This window comes from Marinobacter gudaonensis (assembly GCF_900115175.1).
In the GTDB taxonomy this organism is placed as follows: Bacteria; Pseudomonadota; Gammaproteobacteria; order Pseudomonadales; family Oleiphilaceae; genus Marinobacter; species Marinobacter gudaonensis.
In genome coordinates, this window is the sequence record NZ_FOYV01000002.1 from 161,705 (window position 1) to 178,131 (window position 16,427).

A 16,427-nucleotide genomic window follows, 5' to 3' on the forward strand; every position below is an offset into this window, starting at 1 on the left:
CGCGCCATCAGCGACTCAGAGGTCGTTCATGCCCAGGCTCTTGAGGGCCCGGTCACTGTCGGCCCAGCCGCGCTTGACCTTGACCCAGAGCCGGAGCATGACCTTGCTGTCAAACAGCCGCTCCATATCGGTCCTCGCCTCCTGGCCAATACGACGCATACGCTCGCCCTTGTCACCGATGATGATTTTCTTCTGTCCTTCCCGCTCCACCAGAATCAGCGCGGAGATGTGCAGGGTCTTGCCCTGGCGCTTGAATTCCTCGATCTCCACGGCCACTGAATAGGGCAACTCGGCCCCCAACTGGCGGGTGATCTTCTCGCGCACGATCTCCGAGGCCAGAAAACGTTCGCTTCGATCGGTGATCTGATCGTCCGGGTAGAAGTGGATGCTCTCGGGCAGATAGCGGCCCACCGCTTCTTCCAGCGGTTCGAGATTAGTCTCTTTCAATGCCGATAGCGGGATGATCTCGGCAAAGTCACGCTTCCTCGAAAGCATGTCCAGGTGCGGCAGCAGGCTTTCCCGCTTTTCAATCTTGTCGACCTTGTTGACCGCCAGGATCACCGGGCAGGTCAGACGGCTGAGTTTCTCCAGCACCAGTTCATCGGCGGTGGTCCAGGCCAGTTGATCCACCACGAACACCACCACGTCCACATCAATCAATGCCGAGGTAGCGGCTTTATTCATATAACGGTTCAGGGCCCGTGGCTCCTCCTCGTGCATGCCCGGCGTGTCCACATAGATGGCCTGTACCGGTCCGACGGTCTTGATGCCGAGCACCTGGTGGCGCGTGGTCTGGGGCTTGCGGGAGGTGATGCTGAGCTTCTGACCGAGAATGTGATTCAGCAGCGTGGACTTGCCCACGTTGGGGCGGCCCACGATGGCCACAAAACCGCAGCGGCTGTCTGGATTCTCCGGACGGGTGATATCGTTCATTACTGATTCTCCACGCCCAGTTCTTTCAGGGCGTTTCGGGCTGCCTGCTGCTCAGCGACGCGGCGACTGCTGCCGGTGCCGGTGGTTTTCCGATCCAGGGACGGGAGCGCACAGGACACGTGAAAGGTCTGGTTGTGGGCCTCGCCATCCACGGAAATCACATCGTAGCGCGGCAGAGGAAACTGTCGGGACTGAAGGTATTCCTGCAGCCGGGTTTTCGGGTCTTTCTGGGTATCCTGCAGATCCAGCTTCTCCAGGCGGTGCTCGAACCAGCGCAACACCTGCGCCCGGCAGGTATGGAAGTCGCTGTCCAGGTAGATGGCCCCGATGATGGATTCCACGGCGTCGGCCAGTATGGATTCCCGGCGATACCCGCCGCTCTTCAGCTCACCGGAGCCCAGTCGCAGGTAATTGCCGAGCTGAAACTCCCGCCCGATCTCCGCCAGTGTCACCCCCTTCACCATTCGGGCGCGCAGGCGGCTCAGTTGTCCCTCTCGGGCTTTTTCAAAGTGCAGGAAGAGGTACTCGGCAATCACCATGTTTACGATGGAATCGCCCAGGAACTCCAGGCGCTCGTTGTTCTGGTTGCCGTAACTGCGATGGGTAAGCGCCAGCAGCAGCCGCTCCGGCGATTTGAACTGATAGCCAATGCGGCGCTGTAACTGATCCAGATCCGGTTGCGAACTCACTTGCCCTTCATCTCGTATTCGTGCTTGAAGTGGACCACCGTGTCCACGTTGCTGAACAGGTTATTGCGCACCTCATAGTCCACCTTGATCACCACAAACTCACCGTTTTTCTCAACGGAGATATTCTTGGCATCAAAGCCACGCACGTTATTCACGCTCAGGCGTTTGTTGATCAGGGTGCGTACCTGGGCAGGTCCCATCTGCGAGAGCCCCTCTGTGCCATCGAGGCTTTCCAGCGCCTCCTGAATGGTGATGTCATCGAGGTAGGCAGGGCCGAGCTTGATCACCAGGGTCAGCAGACCGCCAAAAAACAGCACCATGACCATCATGGTCAGGGCCGACGCACCGCGCTGACGGCCGAGGCCGGAAAGATTGTTTTTCTTCATTACAACTGCGCTCCGAATAGTCCGAGTTACTCGATTCCGCCCACACGATCAAAGGATGGCAGACTGGTAAGGGATTTCCAGTGCATCCAGATAGCAAACGCCTTGCCGACAACCATCTCGTCCGGGACGGTGCCCCAGTAGCGGCTGTCGTTACTGTTGTCGCGGTTATCACCCATTACGAAATAGTGGTTCTCGGGCACGACCCACTCGCCCTCGCCACTGCCACCGGGCTGCCCGAGGGTGAGGAAGATATCGTGCTCCACCCGGCCCAGGTCTTCCCGGCGCAATTCCACCGGTGGCAACCGGGCAATGAACCGGGTTTCCACAAGCTCGCCGTTGATATACAACTTTTTGTCACGGTAGCGGATCCGGTCACCGGGCAGGCCGATGACCCGCTTGATGTAGTTGGTCTCGCCGTCTTCCGGAAACTTGAACACCATGACGTCGCCACGCTGTGGGTCGCCAACTTCAACCACCTTGGTGCCCACCACCGGCAGTCTCAGGCCGTAGGCGTATTTGTTCACCAGGATGAAGTCGCCTACCTCCAGGGTCGGCAACATGGAGCCGGAGGGAATCTGGAAGGGCTCCACCAGGAACGATCGCAATACCAGAACAATGGCCAGCACCGGAAAGAATGACCGGCTGAGATCCACCAGATAGGGTTCCCTGGGCTCCTCGGATTCCGCGCCTTCGCCCGCATCCACGGCAGTGCCACCACTGGCGCGGTAGGCCGCCATCCGACGTTCACGCAGAAACAGCTTGTCCGCCAGCCAGATCAGACCCGTTGCAAAGGTCAGTACCACCAGAACCAGGGGAAAATCGATATCCATCGAGGAAGCCTTTTATTTGTCTACTTTCAATACGGCAAGAAACGCTTCCTGAGGCACCTCAACGTTACCCAGCTGCTTCATACGCTTTTTACCTTCTTTCTGCTTCTGCAGCAGTTTCTTCTTGCGGCTGACATCGCCGCCGTAACACTTTGCGGTCACGTTCTTGCGCAGCGCCTTGACGGTCACCCGCGATACCACCTGGTTGCCGATGGCAGCCTGGATCGCAATGTCGAACATCTGCCGGGGGATCAACTCCTTCATTTTTTCGATCAGCTGACGCCCCTTGTGGTGGGCCTGTTCCTTGTGGACGATCAGCGCCAGGGCATCTACCCGCTCGCCGTTTATGAGCACGTCCAACCGCACCAGATTGGCGGTCTGGAACCGGGTAAAGTGGTAATCGAGCGAGGCAAAACCCCGACTGGCCGACTTGATCCGGTCGAAGAAATCCATCACCACCTCGGCCATGGGCAGCTCGTAGGTGAGCTGGACCTGGGTCGACATGAAGTGCATGTTCTTCTGGATGCCCCGTTTCTCCTCGCACAGGGCAATCACGTTCCCGATATGCTCCTGGGGCACCAGGATGTTGGCTTCCACGATCGGCTCGCGCATTTCCTCAATGGAACCAATATCGGGAAGCCGTGAGGGGTTGTCCACCGACAGTGTCTCACCCTGCCTGGTAACCACCTCATAGATCACCGTCGGTGCCGTGGTGATCAGATCAATGTCGTATTCCCGCTCCAGCCGCTCCTGGATGATTTCCATGTGCAGCATGCCCAGGAAGCCGCAGCGAAAACCAAATCCGAGGGCATCGGAGTTTTCCGGCTCGAAGAACAGGGACGCGTCGTTGAGTGTCAGCTTTTCCAGGGCGTCCCGGAAGTCGTTGTAATCGTCAGCACTGACCGGGAACAGGCCGGCGTAGACCTGTGGCTTGACCTTCTTGAAACCCGGCAGCATGGGCGTCTGTTCGGCAAATTTCTGGTGCACGATGGTATCGCCCACCGGCGCTCCGTGGATGTCCTTGATGCCGGCTACCACAAACCCAACATCGCCAGCTTCGAGGACATCGGTGTCGGTGGGTTTGGGATTGAAGATACCTACCTTGTCAGCGTTCCAGGCCTTGCCGGTGGATTTAATGACAATCTTGTCGCCTTTTTTCAGAGAGCCCTCAGTAACCCTAACCAGAGACACTACCCCCAGGTAGTTATCGAACCAGGAATCAATGATCAGCGCCTGCAGCGGAGCACTGCGATCGCCCTTGGGCGGCGGGATCTTCCGGATCAGGTCCTCCAGCACGTCCTCAACGCCCATGCCGCTCTTGGCACTGCAGCGCACCGCGTCACCCGCCTCAATGCCAATAATGTCCTCAATCTCCGCGGCCACGCGCTCCGGCTCGGCCTGGGGCAGGTCCATCTTGTTCAGTACCGGCACCACTTCCAGGCCCTGTTCAATCGCCGTGTAGCAGTTGGCCACCGACTGGGCTTCAACGCCCTGACCGGCATCCACCACCAGCAGCGCGCCCTCGCAGGCGTACAGGGAGCGGGACACCTCGTAGGAGAAGTCCACGTGTCCCGGGGTGTCGATGAAGTTCAGCTTATAGACCTGGCCATCTCGGGCCTTGTAGTTCAACGTGACACTCTGGGCCTTGATGGTAATCCCGCGCTCCCGCTCAAGATCCATGGAGTCCAGCACCTGCTCGGCCATTTCACGGTCGGTCAGGCCGCCACAGACCTGGATAAAACGGTCTGCCAGTGTGGATTTACCGTGGTCAATGTGGGCAATGATGGAAAAGTTACGGATTCGGCTCAGTTCAGTCACAGACGATGAATACTCATAAAAAGACGAAGGATTGAGCCCGGAGGGGCCGCGACCGCGGTCCGGGGACGGCGTGATTTTACCGGTTACCGGCCGCCATTGCCATGATCAGGAAATGAGCGGCCGCTCGTACTGGCGAATCAGGAAGCCAATGAGGGCATCTTCATCCAGCGGATAGCTGAACAGATTGCCCTGGCACTGGGCGCAACCATGGGTTTTGAGGAAGCTCAACTGCTGCGGCGTTTCCACGCCCTCGGCGACAACGGTGAGGTGGAGCTTGCGGGCCAGGGCGATGACCGCCGAGGCAACGTCGGTGGCACTGACGTTGTAGGGAATATCGCGAATAAACCGATGATCAATCTTGATCACATCCAGGGGCAACTGTTGCAGCGCCACCAGGGAACAGGAACCGGTACCAAAATCGTCGAGAATCAGGCACACCCCCAAGTCGTGCAGGGACACCAGCAGTTCCCGAAGCATCCGGGGGTCTTCGTTCAGCAGCTCGGCCGGCATCTCCAGTTCCAGGCGCTCCGGGGCCACCCCGGTTTCAGTGATCACCTGCCGGATCATGTCGAGGAAACCGGTATCGGTGAGCTGACGAACCGACAGATTCACCGCCATCCTGAGGGACTCGAAACCCGCGCGCTCCAGCGCCTGCACCTGGATGCAGGCCTGGCGCAGCGCCAGCTCACCCAGCCGGACTATCAGGCCGGTTTCCTCGGCCAGGCCGATGAACTGTTGGGCCGACACCAGCCCCTTCTCCGGATGATGCCAGCGCAGGAACGCTTCAACCCCGATTACACGCTCGGTCACCAGATCCACCTTGGGCTGGTAATGAAGCACGAAGCGCTCGCCGTCGAGGGCGCTGGCAAGCTCCTCCTGCTGCAAAAGGCGGCGGGCTGCCTTGATATTCATGGCCGGCGTGAAGAACTGGAAGGTATTGCGTCCCAACTCCTTTGCCCGATACATCGCCAGGTCGGCGAACTTCATCAGGGTGCCGGCATCTTCACTGTCGTGGGGGAGCATGGTGATGCCGATACTGACGGTGATGCCAACCTCGTGATCGTTCAGCCGGATCCGTTGGCACAGGCTGCGCAGAATACTTTCGGCGACTTTGCCGGCGGCGTCAGAGCCGCTGATGCGGGACAGCAGCACCACGAACTCGTCACCGCCGAGGCGGGCCACGGAGTCCTCTTCCCTGACACAACCAACGAGCCACTGGGCCACCTGCTTCAGAAGCTCATCGCCGGCGTCATGGCCGAGGGTGTCGTTGATACGCTTGAAACCATCCAGATCCAGGAACATCAGCGCCGCGGGCTCGCCGCTGCGCCGGCAGCGACTGACCACATGCTCCAGACGGTCGCGGAACAGCTGCCGGTTGGCCAGCCCGGTCAGGGGATCATAGAAGGCCAGGCGATGCAGCTCGGACTGGGCCGCCTTGAGCTGGGTGAGATCACGCAAGCTCAGCACCACACCGTTTACCCCGGGCACCGAGAGCATGGCAGTGAAGGTGCCTTCCATATCCCGCCAATGCCCTTCCGCGTCCCTTATCCGGGTGCGAGTCACCGGCATCTGCTTGCCAGGGGCGGCCAGGGATTCATCGAAACCCTTCTGCAGCTGCGACCAGTCGTCTCCGTGAACCAACTGCTCGAAGTCCAGCGCCTGCACCTCGTCCGGCTCGAAACCGAGAATGTCGAGACTGGACGGGCTGGCGTAGAGGGGCTGCCCATCCCGGTCCATCACCAGGGTGACATTGGCGGCGCCTTCGGTGATGGCCCGGTACCGCCCGGCGCTCACCTGCGCCATCAGCCGTGAACGAATGAGCGCCAGCACGAACAGGCACAGAAGAACACTGATCACCAGCCCACTCCCCAGCACAATGGGCGGCCGAGGATCCGAGGCGAGGAAATCGAATGCGGGGGTGGAACGGGTCTGCAACAGCCACTCCCGCCCCCCGTGGCTGATTGTCTGGCTCATCTCGAAGCTGAACTCGTTGTCGAGTGAGCCCAGGTTGGAGCCGTACATCAGGTTTTGCCGGGCGACCACACCGGCATCGTAGATGCGAACGTCCAGAAACGGGGAAATCAGGCCCACAATGCCGTCGATCAGGTTGTTCATGCGGAAGGCACTGAACACATACCCGGCCAGCATCATCCGTCGCTCGGCCCGGATCTCGGGAATGTCGCCCCCCTGGAACACCGGGTAGTACATCAGGAAGCTGGCCTGATCCTCGGCAAGCTCCTCCTGCACCAGGACCACCTTTGCCGTTACTGTGGGCACTGCTTCATCCCGGGCCCGCTCCATGGCGCGACGATGGATGGGATCGCTGAAGGCATTGTAGCCGAGCGCACGTCGATTCCGTTCGGTGCCCGGCTCAAGGTAGACCATCGGGTAGTAGTAAGGACCGGAGCCGAGCGGATTCACCAGGTAATTGTGTACACCCTCCATCCGGACCGATGAAATGTGATCTGCCATCTGTCGGACACCAATCCGACGGACATAACCGATACCCTGAATGCCGGGGTAATAACGGTTGATATCGACCTTGTCGACGTACTCTCGCCACTGATCCCGGGAAACCTCGCCGGCGACCGCAAACAGGCCGGCACTACCCGCCAGCACCTGCTCATAGTTCAGCAGACGCTCCTCGATGGCGGATTTCAGCTGCAGGGACTGGGTGCGAAACCGGGCTTCGGTGCGATCCTCCACCAGGCGTATCGACACCTGCCAGAGCAGCACGGTCACCCCGATGGACACCAGGAAAACGAGCCAGGCCACCCAGGCGTGACGGAATTCCAGAAGTTTTCGGAGGGAAATTTCCTGTCGGTTCATCATGGTTCTGGTCCGTTCCCTGGCCATTCATTCTTCTTTTAACCGGCTGAGTATAACAAAAGCCCCCGGGGATGTCCTCGCGGACACCCCCGGGGGCTCGAACACCCGTTGGTTAAACGGGCTGCTAATCAGGTTCCTTCGGGATCAGCCAGTCAGGGTTTCATCACCAGATACAGAGCACGGCCCTCCCGGACAATCCGGACCGACACCGCCTTGCCCTCGGGCAACCCGCGAACCACCTCCCGGAACTCATCAACCGAGGACACGTTCTGGCGGTTGATCTCGGTGATTACATCGCGCGGACGAATGCCTGCCTCGGCGGCCGGGCCGCGGGCCACATTATTGACCAGCACCCCGCTTTCAACCCCGAGGGATTCGGCCAGCTTGGAAGGCAGCGGCTCTACCGTCATACCCAGAGGTGCAGAGGCGGGACCGCTGCTGTCACCGGCGGGCGCAGACGCCTGTTGGCTGCCCTGTTCCGGCAAACGGCCGATCTCGACCTGCAGCTCCATTTCCTTGCCACCACGCAGCACCGTCAGGTTGGCTGTCTCGCCGACCGGCGTCCGGCCCACCATGGGCGGCAGATCGGAGGACAGCTCGACTTCCTCTCCGTCGTAGCTGAGAACAATGTCACCGGCCTGCAAACCAGCCGCCTGGGCCGGGGAATCCGCCATCACCTCGGCAATCAGAGCACCCCGCGGCCGGCTGAGGCCAAAGGATTCCGCCAGGTCGCGATTGACTTCCTGGATCAGTACACCCAACCAGCCCCGGGAAACGGAGCCCTTGTCCCGGATCTGGCGGAACACGTTCATGGCGTCGTCGATAGGAATGGCGAAAGACACGCCCATGAAGCCGCCAGAGCGGGTGTAGATCTGGGAGTTGATGCCAACCACCTCGCCGTCCAGGTTGAACAGCGGCCCGCCCGAGTTGCCCGGATTGATTGCAACATCGGTCTGGATGAACGGAACGTAGTTCTCAGACGGCAGGGACCGACCGAGGGCGCTGACGATACCGGCCGTTACCGTGTAGTCGAATCCGAACGGTGACCCAATGGCAAACACCCATTCGCCAACTTTCAGGTCTTCAGACTTCCCGATCTGGACTACCGGAAGGTCTTCCCCGTTCTCGATCTTCAGGACGGCCATGTCGGAGCGCGGGTCAGTACCAACCAGCGTGGCGGGAAGCTCCCTACGATCGTTAAGGCGCACGATGATCTCGTCAGCACCTTCCACAACGTGATTGTTGGTCAGCACGTAGCCGTCCGAGGACACAATGAACCCGGAGCCCATGGAGCGGCGCGGCTGCGACTGACCGGGGCCGCCCCCAAAGGGCGACTGGGGCCCGCGGAAGAAATCCTGGAAAAACTCAGGGAGCTGCTCCAGCTGACGCTCATCAAAAGGCATGCCCCGGTTACCCGAGGTGTTGGCTCTCGGGGCGGTCGTCGTACTGATATTCACGACCGCGCCGGCATTTTCCTCCACCAGCTCGGTAAAGTCGGGAAGGCTTCTCGCGGAGCCCGGCTGACTCCAGGCCACCAGCAACAGGAAGCTCAGAACCAGCATCATAGCCATGGTCCTGGTCTGCGGCTGGGCATTCCAGGGCAGCTCAACAACGTGTGCTCTGCTTGACATCATAAACTCCAGTTCTTTGTCATCGCTGACGGTAGTTTTTGGGATCACCCAGGGAATTTTCAACTTAAAAAACCGTAGGGTTCAGGGACAGTTCGCGGAGGTAATACGGTTCACACGAACCAGACGGGGCTCGTAGTGACTGCCGACCCGACTTTGCAGTTTACGTCCTCCCCAGAAGCCGGCGGCGAGGCCCACGACCGCGGCCATCATCGCCGGTACATCCTGGCCACCGCTGAGGCGGTGACCCAGAACACTGGCCACCACCATCAACAGGAGTGGCAGTGCGTAGACCAGCAGAGAGGCGCCCAGAAGGGCACGCTCATCGATACCGATGGTTACTTCATCGCCAACCCGGGCATTGATCGAGTTGGGCACGAGAATCTGGTTTGCCCGCCCACCGGTAGCCGAGGCGAGCACGCGCTGCCCGCAGCCGCTGCGGGCGGCACAGCTCTGGCAGGCACTGGCACGGATGGTCTGAACCCAGACACACTCCCCTTTCTCGGCAATGACCTTTCCGGTTTCCGTGATCATGGGCTCTCCGATCGGGCAGCGACGGCGTTCTCGATGCGAACCGATTCGGCCACCTGCCGCGCGGTGTGAGGCGGCAATTCACCGACCACAGTCACCAGGAACGCACTGCCACTTTTATTCACCTGGTGCATGTATACCGTCGTTGCTCCGATCAATGAGGCACCAGTAGGCATGTCCACCTGACCCGCCGGTTCGACAAACACCGAGAAGGCGGCCAGCCCGTCGGAAAAGGCCACGGCTTGCCCCTTACCCGAGCGAGGTGCAGCTGCGGGCATGAAACCGTCCGGTCGCCAACCGAGGTGCCAGCCGTCCATCTGGCCGACCTGGGAGACCTCGGGCTTCCCGGCGTCCAGGGTGGTCGCTATTTCGCGACCCTCGGTACGAATCTCGAACTCACTGTCCGGAATGTCATTCCCGATTCTCAGGCTAGTGAACTGAAAGTGCTCCAGAACCTCGCCATCGGCGTTACGAACCTGGCTCTTGACCAGCAGACCGGTGGTTTTCTCCAGCCAAAGACGGTGGCTGTAGCGGTACGCATCCCGGGCACTCAGGGCCACCGAAACCACGTCATAGCCAGCGACCCGGTCCTCTCCCTTCATCTCTGCCCGATACCAGCGACTGACCGGAACCAGTTGGCTGGTAAACGCCTCTGCGAAGGGCCCTGACGGAATCACCTGGTCGAGCTTCACGCGACCGCGCTCCGGAAGTACACACACCACGTTCATGCCCTTGCGGACAATCTCACCGTTACCGCCATCCTGGAGCACGAGCCGTTCTTCCACCACACCATTGTGGTAGCGGTGGGCAATCTGCATGGAGTGAACACTGTCTCCGCGGGCGTAGACGAATACGCCCTGATAGGAGGTCATGTTCAGTGCCGGACCCAGCCGCTTCAGCCAGTCAGAGGCCTCCTGTTCATCGGAGAAAACCGGCACAGCGACGGTCGTCAACACAATGAGCAGTGCCATTGACCAGAAATTTCGATGGGCGGTTGGTGTGTACATAGGACTCTCTGTCGCTCCGGGAACTCAGTATCCGCCGCCGTTGGCACTGACCAGTCGGGCATAGCCAACCGCCCCGCGACCAGCCCCGACGCTGTTGTGTTGCGCGTGTTCCAGCAGGTACCGGCTCATCTGTTGCCACTGTTCCTCGTCCAGACCCTGCAGGGCGATTTCCGGAACCGGCGCTTCTGGCGCGGCAGCGTCGGTAGTGGCCGCAGTCACCGGCTGAACCGATCCGGTCGCGGAGGAATCCCAGCCGGCCCCGGCACCAAACCCCACAAGCAGGGCCATGGCTACCATGGCAACGGCAGGCCAGTGCCAGCGTCTTGTCGATGCATTAACAGCAGCCGCCCCGGAGCGATCCAGGTCCGACTGGCGACCTCCCAGAACCTCCCGAACCCCTTTGCTGATGTCAAGGCGATCGACAGGCACCTGCGTATCGTGCATGAGATCGCGCACATCCTGCCAGCGTTGCCACTGCGTACGCACCTCGTCCTGGCGGTCATGGGACAACAAGCGGCGAACTGACAGTTCATCAGCCTCGTCGTCCATCATGGCAGACAGTGTTTCTCTGAGACGATCATCCATGGGATGCAACCTCAATTACGTCACCGAATGATTAAGCAAGGGGCCAAGGTGGCGGTCTACCGCGTCCCGGGCCCTGAAAATTCGAGAGCGAACGGTTCCTATCGGACACTCGAGTATGCCGGCGATGTCCTCATAGCTGAGACCATCGTATTCCCTGAGCAGGAACGCCGACCGGAGTTCTTCCGGCAACTGCGCAATAGCCCTGTTCAGTTCCTTCTGGAGCTGCTCCCTCTGAAGCAGGCGTTCGGGCGAGGCGGTATCCCGCAACCGGGAACCCTCATCAAAGTTTTCCGCCTCCGACGAGTCCGCGCTTCCCTGCGGTCGCCGCCCGCGCGCCTCGAGGAAGTTCTTGGCGGTGTTTACGGCAATGCGATACAGCCAGGTATAGAAGGCGCTGTCGCCCCGAAAACGATCAATGGCGCGGTACGCCTTGACGAAGGTTTCCTGGGTCAGATCCATGACTTCCTGGCTATCGTAAACGTAGCGGCTGATGATGGAAGCAACCCGCGACTGGTACTTGACCACCAGCAGGTCGAACGCAGCGCGATCGCCATTGCGTACCTTGCGAACCAGTTGCAGGTCCGTCTGGCTCTCGGGATGTTCGCCTTGTACCTTATCTGTATCAGCAGTCATGGACCGGTTGCCGGGAAGTTCGGATTTGATGGCCAACTGTCCGGCCTGTACCAGGTGTTTCTCGATCATTGCGGCTGTCCGGCCTCCGTTCATTGAGTGGGGTCAACCACCTTTTCCGGCGGCCTGCCCCGTCAGGCCAAATAGACAGCACGCGTAAAGTTTAGTTCAATACACGTCCACATTATGGCCCGCGATAACGACCCGATGCCACAGTCCTTCGAATACGATGTTCTCATTATCGGCAGCGGAGCTGCCGGCCTGACCGTCGCGCTGAATCTGCCGGAGCATCTGCGCGTTTGCGTAGTGAGCAAGGCCGATATCAGCAGTGGCGCCACCCTGTGGGCCCAGGGCGGCATTGCGGCGGTACTGGACGACCAGGACTCCACCGAAAACCACATTACCGACACCCTGAACGCCGGCGCCGGCCTGTGTCACGAGGATGCTGTGCGTTTTACCGTGGAACACGGTCGGGAAAGCATTGACTGGCTGATCGATTCGGGCGTGGATTTCACCCGCGACGACGATGCCCAGTACCACCTTACCCGGGAAGGCGGCCACAGCCATCGACGCATTATCCACGCCGCCGACGCCACCGGACACGCAGTGTCCACCACACTGACCAGCCAGGCCCAGGCCAGGCCCAACATTGAACTGATGTCCGGGCGCGTTGCCGTAGACCTGATCACCAACCGAAAGCTGGCGCTACCCGGGAATCGCTGTGTGGGCGCCTACATCCTTAATCTGAAAGACAATCATGTAGAGCTGTTCCGCGCCAGGTTTACGGTGATCGCCACCGGCGGTGCTTCCAAAGCCTATCGCTACACCACCAATCCGGACGGCGCTTCCGGCGACGGCATTGCCATGGCATGGCGAGCTGGCTGCCGGGTTGCCAATATGGAGTTTAACCAGTTCCACCCCACCTGCCTGTATCACCCGCACGCCAAATCATTCCTGATCACCGAGGCAGTGAGGGGCGAGGGTGGCCTGTTGAAACTTCCGGATGGTTCCCGCTTCATGGATCGGTTTGACGAGCGGGGTGAACTGGCGCCCCGTGACATCGTGGCCCGGGCCATTGACCATGAAATGAAACGCCTGGGTGCCGATCACCTGCTGCTGGATATCAGCCACAAGCCGGCGGACTTCATCAAGCACCACTTCCCGACCATCTACGAGAAGTGCCTAGGGTTCGGCATCGACATCACCCGGGAGCCGATTCCCGTGGTTCCCGCGGCCCACTATACCTGCGGGGGCATCATGAGTGACGAGCGCGCCCGCACCGACATCAACCAGTTGTACGTGGTGGGCGAAGCAGCGTTTACCGGGCTGCACGGCGCCAACCGCATGGCCAGCAACTCGCTGCTGGAATGCCTGGTGTACGGTCGTGCTGCCGCCGCCGACATTGCGCGCCGGGAGGCGGACATTCCATCGCCCCCGCAGGCGCCGGACTGGGACGAAAGCCAGGTCCGGGACTCTGATGAAGACGTGGTCATTTCCCACAACTGGGACGAGCTGCGCCACTTCATGTGGGATTATGTTGGCATTGTGCGAACCACCAAGCGCCTGCAGCGGGCCAAGCACCGGGTCGATCTGCTGTCGGCCGAAATCGGCGAGTTCTACAGTAATTACCGGGTCACCAACGACCTGCTGGAACTTCGCAACCTGGTCACGGTCTCGGACCTGATCATCTGTTCAGCGCTGCAACGGCGAGAGAGCCGGGGTCTTCACTACACGCTGGACTATCCCGGACTGCTAAATGAGGCGCGGGATACCGTACTGGTACCGACAACCTACCGTACTCTCTCACCGTGAACCGGTGCCGATCCACTTATTCCATCCGATGGTAAAGACTATGTCAGAAACCACTGCACCTTCCGACAACTCCGAGTTCAACCGCCTGTGGTGGCACAGTCGTCGCGGCATGCTGGAGCTGGACGTCCTGCTGATTCCCTTTGTGGAGCAGGCCTACCGTGAACTGGCCCCGGAAGACCAGGCCCGCTACCGGAAGCTGCTTAGCTGCGAGGACACCGACATGTTCGAGTGGTTCATGCAGCGAAGTCGGCCCGAGGACCCGGACCTGCAACGTATGGTTGATCTGATTCTCAGCCGTGTCCAGCCGGATTGAACTGAGCCTTTCCCCCTCCCGGCTGGCAGGAGTCATTGCAGGCCTTCCCTGGCTGGTGCTGCTGGTTTTCCTGTTGATTGGCTCCCTGAAGGGCAAGCCCTGGCTTCTGACCGCCGTCCCTATCGTCCTTGCCGGTGCCGTGTTGCAATATCGGTGCAGCGGCGCCTTGCTGACGAAACGATCAGTGACCGGATTGCTGGTCGATCAGGGCCAACTGTACGTGGTTACCGGTGACCACCGGCGGATACCGGTGCGCCCGGCGCCATCCAGTCGCCTGTGGTCGCGCCTGGCACTCTTGAAACTCCGGCCGGTCGGCACCAGATTCCAAGCGTACAGTGCCGTTATTGTTTCCTCCGGCCCGGGCTGCCCGGGCAACGCCCCGGAAGCGGATTTCCGTCGCCTCAGGATGTGGCTGAGGCTGGGTACGCAGGGACCAGCATCGAACTGATTTCATAATCTGGAGCACGCCATGTCCGACACAGACCCACTGGCACCCACTGTTGCCGACTCTCCCCTGCCCGATCACGGCTGGACATTCCTCGAGGACCGGGTTGTGGTGCGGGTCAGCGGACCCGGCACTGACAAGTTCCTGCAAGGGCAGTTCAGCCAGAGCCTGAACGAAGTGGTTGAAGGTCGATCGCCACGGGCCGCTGCCGCAACCCCCAAGGGTCGCGCCTACTGCCTGACCCGCATGGTGCGAACCGACGCCGATGTGTTGATGGATTTTCCGGCCGATCTGGCAGACGACGATATCGTGCATCTGCGCAAATACCTGATGCTGTTCCGAGGCACCAGTATGGAGGCAGCCGCCGACATTCGCATTGTCGGCATACTCGGCAACCCGTTGCCTCAGTCGCTCGCCGGCGATCAGTTCGACCAACTGGTCAAGCCCGGTGACTCCGTCACCCTGGACAATGGCATCCTGATCCGGTCTGAGCCGACCGCCGAAGGCTGTCCCCGTTTCGAGTTCTGGCAAACCGGTGCTGATGCGCCCGCCCTGACGCCGGAGCTGCGCATACCTGCCGCCGACTGGCAGGCTTCGGAGATTGCCGCCGGGGTGGCCAGGCTTACGCCCGCAACCCGGGAATCCTTCGTGCCCCAGATGCTCAACTGGCAGCATGTCGGCGGTGTCCACTTCAAGAAAGGCTGCTACACCGGGCAGGAGGTGATCGCCCGCATGCATTTTCTCGGTCAGCTCAAAAAGAGTCTCTTCCGCTTCCGGATGGAGGGCACCTCCGCTCCCGAACCGGGAAGCGCGCTCAGAACCGCCGAACGGGCCGTGGGCGAGGTGGTTACGTCAATTGTCTATACTGATGGCAGTTGCGAGCTTCTGGCCGTTGTCCGGCATGACTCGGCGGAGGAATCTCTGCACCCGGAGGCACAGCCGGAGATTACCCTGCGCCCCATGCCGCTGCCCTACCCGGTGCCGGAAAGGGAAAAAAGCGCACAATCAGATACATAAGTTGACAGGCAAAGAGCCCAGAATTTGCTATTTTGCTATAAAGTAGCTCACATATTTGATTATCGGGCGAATGGCCGCCGCAGTCCGGCCATTGCACGGAACCCAAACGCGGACCTCAAGTGACCATGTCGAATATTGTCGAAACCATCAAAGCCGATCTCACCGCCGCCATCGAAGCCGACAAGCTGGTGCTGCCCACCCTTCCGGAAGTGGCCCTACAGGTAAGGGACATTGCCCAGTCGGACGACTCATCGATTGCCGATCTGGTGAAGGTGATCAGTAACGATACCGCGCTGTCAGCGCGCATCATCCGGGTGACCAACAGCCCCCTTTTTCGCGGCAGCCGGGCCATCGAGAACCTGAACATGGCGGTAAGCCGTCTGGGTATGGCCTACACCAGCAACCTGGCCATGGGCCTGGCGATGGAACAGATGTTTCAGGCCACTTCGGACATGATCGACAAGCGCATGCGCGCCACCTGGCAGACCAGCACCGAAGTGGCCGGCGTGTGCCACGTGCTTGCCCAGCATTACACCAAGCTGAAGCCGGACCAGGCGACACTGGCGGGGCTGGTGCACCTGATCGGGGTGCTGCCGATTCTGCGCTATGTGGAAGACCAGGACATCCAGATCAGCAGCATCATGCTGGATAACGTGGTGGATGAGCTGCATCCGAAGATTGGCGCGACCATTCTCAAGAAATGGGATTTCCCGAAGGAGCTTCAGAACGTGCCTCTGGAGTACGCCAACCTCCAGCGGCAGGTGCCAGCGGCCGATTACGCGGATCTGGTCATGGTGGCCAATCTGCAACTGGTGGCAGGCTCGGAGCATCCGTGGACAGAGATGGACTGGACGAAGATCTCGGCGTTTGATCGTCTTGGGTTGGATCCGAATATCGACATGAGCGAGGAAGAAGATCTGAACGCCCAGATGGAAGCGGCTATGGCGCTGCTTCAGTAATCCCCAGTACTTCTTGCC

The 16,427-nt window shown here is 60.3% G+C and carries 16 protein-coding genes; 5 read left to right on the forward strand and 11 right to left on the reverse strand.

Going from position 1 to position 16,427, the window contains the following annotated elements:
* Positions 1 to 15 precede the first annotated feature (15 nt).
* The 11 genes from era to rpoE form a co-directional block, all read right to left on the reverse strand.
* Positions 16 to 933, reverse strand: coding sequence for a GTPase Era (gene era / locus BM344_RS13860; protein ID WP_091991520.1), 918 nt, complete (start codon positions 931 to 933; stop codon positions 16 to 18).
* Positions 933 to 1,622 carry a ribonuclease III gene (rnc, locus tag BM344_RS13865; protein WP_091991523.1) on the reverse strand — a complete coding sequence of 230 codons (690 nt, stop codon included), beginning with the start codon at positions 1,620 to 1,622 and terminating at the stop codon, positions 933 to 935. The genes era and rnc overlap by 1 nt, the downstream gene beginning before the upstream one ends.
* Positions 1,619 to 2,008, reverse strand: a complete 390-nt coding sequence (locus BM344_RS13870) for a DUF4845 domain-containing protein (protein WP_091991525.1) — start codon at positions 2,006 to 2,008, stop codon at positions 1,619 to 1,621. Before BM344_RS13870 ends, rnc begins: the two co-directional genes overlap by 4 nt.
* A 26-nt stretch (positions 2,009 to 2,034) precedes the next feature.
* Positions 2,035 to 2,838 (reverse strand): signal peptidase I, encoded by an 804-nt coding sequence (gene lepB / locus BM344_RS13875; protein WP_091991527.1) that lies wholly within the window; start codon positions 2,836 to 2,838, stop codon positions 2,035 to 2,037.
* Between the two features lie 12 nt (positions 2,839 to 2,850).
* Positions 2,851 to 4,653 (reverse strand): translation elongation factor 4, encoded by a 1,803-nt coding sequence (gene lepA / locus BM344_RS13880; protein ID WP_091991529.1) that lies wholly within the window; start codon positions 4,651 to 4,653, stop codon positions 2,851 to 2,853.
* 105 nt (positions 4,654 to 4,758) lie between these two features.
* Complete coding sequence (locus tag BM344_RS13885; RefSeq protein WP_091991900.1) at positions 4,759 to 7,485, reverse strand: bifunctional diguanylate cyclase/phosphodiesterase; 2,727 nt, start codon at positions 7,483 to 7,485, stop codon at positions 4,759 to 4,761.
* 149 nt (positions 7,486 to 7,634) lie between these two features.
* Positions 7,635 to 9,053 carry a DegQ family serine endoprotease gene (locus BM344_RS13890; RefSeq protein WP_091991902.1) on the reverse strand — a complete coding sequence of 473 codons (1,419 nt, stop codon included), beginning with the start codon at positions 9,051 to 9,053 and terminating at the stop codon, positions 7,635 to 7,637.
* 141 nt (positions 9,054 to 9,194) lie between these two features.
* The gene (locus tag BM344_RS13895; protein WP_091991531.1) at positions 9,195 to 9,644 is read right to left on the reverse strand and encodes a SoxR reducing system RseC family protein; all 450 of its coding nucleotides are present in this window, start codon (positions 9,642 to 9,644) and stop codon (positions 9,195 to 9,197) included.
* Positions 9,641 to 10,648, reverse strand: a complete 1,008-nt coding sequence (locus BM344_RS13900; protein WP_407656862.1) for a MucB/RseB C-terminal domain-containing protein — start codon at positions 10,646 to 10,648, stop codon at positions 9,641 to 9,643. Before BM344_RS13900 ends, BM344_RS13895 begins: the two co-directional genes overlap by 4 nt.
* A 24-nt stretch (positions 10,649 to 10,672) precedes the next feature.
* Complete coding sequence (locus BM344_RS13905; protein ID WP_091991533.1) at positions 10,673 to 11,233, reverse strand: sigma-E factor negative regulatory protein; 561 nt, start codon at positions 11,231 to 11,233, stop codon at positions 10,673 to 10,675.
* Positions 11,234 to 11,248: 15 nt separating this feature from the next.
* Entirely contained in the window at positions 11,249 to 11,935 is a 687-nt protein-coding gene (gene rpoE / locus BM344_RS13910) for an RNA polymerase sigma factor RpoE (RefSeq protein ID WP_091991535.1), read from the reverse strand.
* Between the two features lie 135 nt (positions 11,936 to 12,070).
* Between rpoE and nadB the strand changes: the two genes are divergently transcribed.
* The 5 genes from nadB (at position 12,071) to BM344_RS13935 (ending at position 16,409) form a co-directional block, all read left to right on the forward strand.
* The gene (nadB, locus tag BM344_RS13915) at positions 12,071 to 13,675 is read left to right on the forward strand and encodes an L-aspartate oxidase (protein ID WP_208603439.1); all 1,605 of its coding nucleotides are present in this window, start codon (positions 12,071 to 12,073) and stop codon (positions 13,673 to 13,675) included.
* Positions 13,676 to 13,715: 40 nt separating this feature from the next.
* Positions 13,716 to 13,988 (forward strand): FAD assembly factor SdhE, encoded by a 273-nt coding sequence (locus BM344_RS13920; protein WP_091991539.1) that lies wholly within the window; start codon positions 13,716 to 13,718, stop codon positions 13,986 to 13,988.
* Entirely contained in the window at positions 13,972 to 14,436 is a 465-nt protein-coding gene (locus BM344_RS13925) for a hypothetical protein (RefSeq protein ID WP_091991541.1), read from the forward strand. Before BM344_RS13920 ends, BM344_RS13925 begins: the two co-directional genes overlap by 17 nt.
* Positions 14,437 to 14,457: 21 nt before the next feature.
* Positions 14,458 to 15,450, forward strand: a complete 993-nt coding sequence (gene ygfZ, locus BM344_RS13930; protein ID WP_091991544.1) for a CAF17-like 4Fe-4S cluster assembly/insertion protein YgfZ — start codon at positions 14,458 to 14,460, stop codon at positions 15,448 to 15,450.
* 125 nt (positions 15,451 to 15,575) lie between these two features.
* Positions 15,576 to 16,409 carry an HDOD domain-containing protein gene (locus tag BM344_RS13935; RefSeq protein ID WP_091991545.1) on the forward strand — a complete coding sequence of 278 codons (834 nt, stop codon included), beginning with the start codon at positions 15,576 to 15,578 and terminating at the stop codon, positions 16,407 to 16,409.
* The last annotated feature ends 18 nt before the right edge of the window (positions 16,410 to 16,427 follow it).

Excerpts from the sequence above, each read along its gene's own strand:
- BM344_RS13895 (WP_091991531.1), bottom strand. The coding sequence starts at position 9,644 with ATGATCACGGAAACCGGAAAGGTCATTGCCGAGAAAGGGGAGTGTGTC.
- BM344_RS13870 (WP_091991525.1), bottom strand. The coding sequence starts at position 2,008 with ATGAAGAAAAACAATCTTTCCGGCCTCGGCCGTCAGCGCGGTGCGTCG.
- nadB (WP_208603439.1), top strand. The coding sequence starts at position 12,071 with ATGCCACAGTCCTTCGAATACGATGTTCTCATTATCGGCAGCGGAGCT.
- BM344_RS13900 (WP_407656862.1), bottom strand. The coding sequence starts at position 10,648 with ATGTACACACCAACCGCCCATCGAAATTTCTGGTCAATGGCACTGCTC.
- lepB (WP_091991527.1), bottom strand. The coding sequence starts at position 2,838 with ATGGATATCGATTTTCCCCTGGTTCTGGTGGTACTGACCTTTGCAACG.
- rpoE (WP_091991535.1), bottom strand. The coding sequence starts at position 11,935 with ATGATCGAGAAACACCTGGTACAGGCCGGACAGTTGGCCATCAAATCC.
- era (WP_091991520.1), bottom strand. The coding sequence starts at position 933 with ATGAACGATATCACCCGTCCGGAGAATCCAGACAGCCGCTGCGGTTTT.
- BM344_RS13935 (WP_091991545.1), top strand. The coding sequence starts at position 15,576 with ATGTCGAATATTGTCGAAACCATCAAAGCCGATCTCACCGCCGCCATC.
- ygfZ (WP_091991544.1), top strand. The coding sequence starts at position 14,458 with ATGTCCGACACAGACCCACTGGCACCCACTGTTGCCGACTCTCCCCTG.
- BM344_RS13920 (WP_091991539.1), top strand. The coding sequence starts at position 13,716 with ATGTCAGAAACCACTGCACCTTCCGACAACTCCGAGTTCAACCGCCTG.
- BM344_RS13890 (WP_091991902.1), bottom strand. The coding sequence starts at position 9,053 with ATGGCTATGATGCTGGTTCTGAGCTTCCTGTTGCTGGTGGCCTGGAGT.
- BM344_RS13885 (WP_091991900.1), bottom strand. The coding sequence starts at position 7,485 with ATGATGAACCGACAGGAAATTTCCCTCCGAAAACTTCTGGAATTCCGT.
- BM344_RS13905 (WP_091991533.1), bottom strand. The coding sequence starts at position 11,233 with ATGGATGATCGTCTCAGAGAAACACTGTCTGCCATGATGGACGACGAG.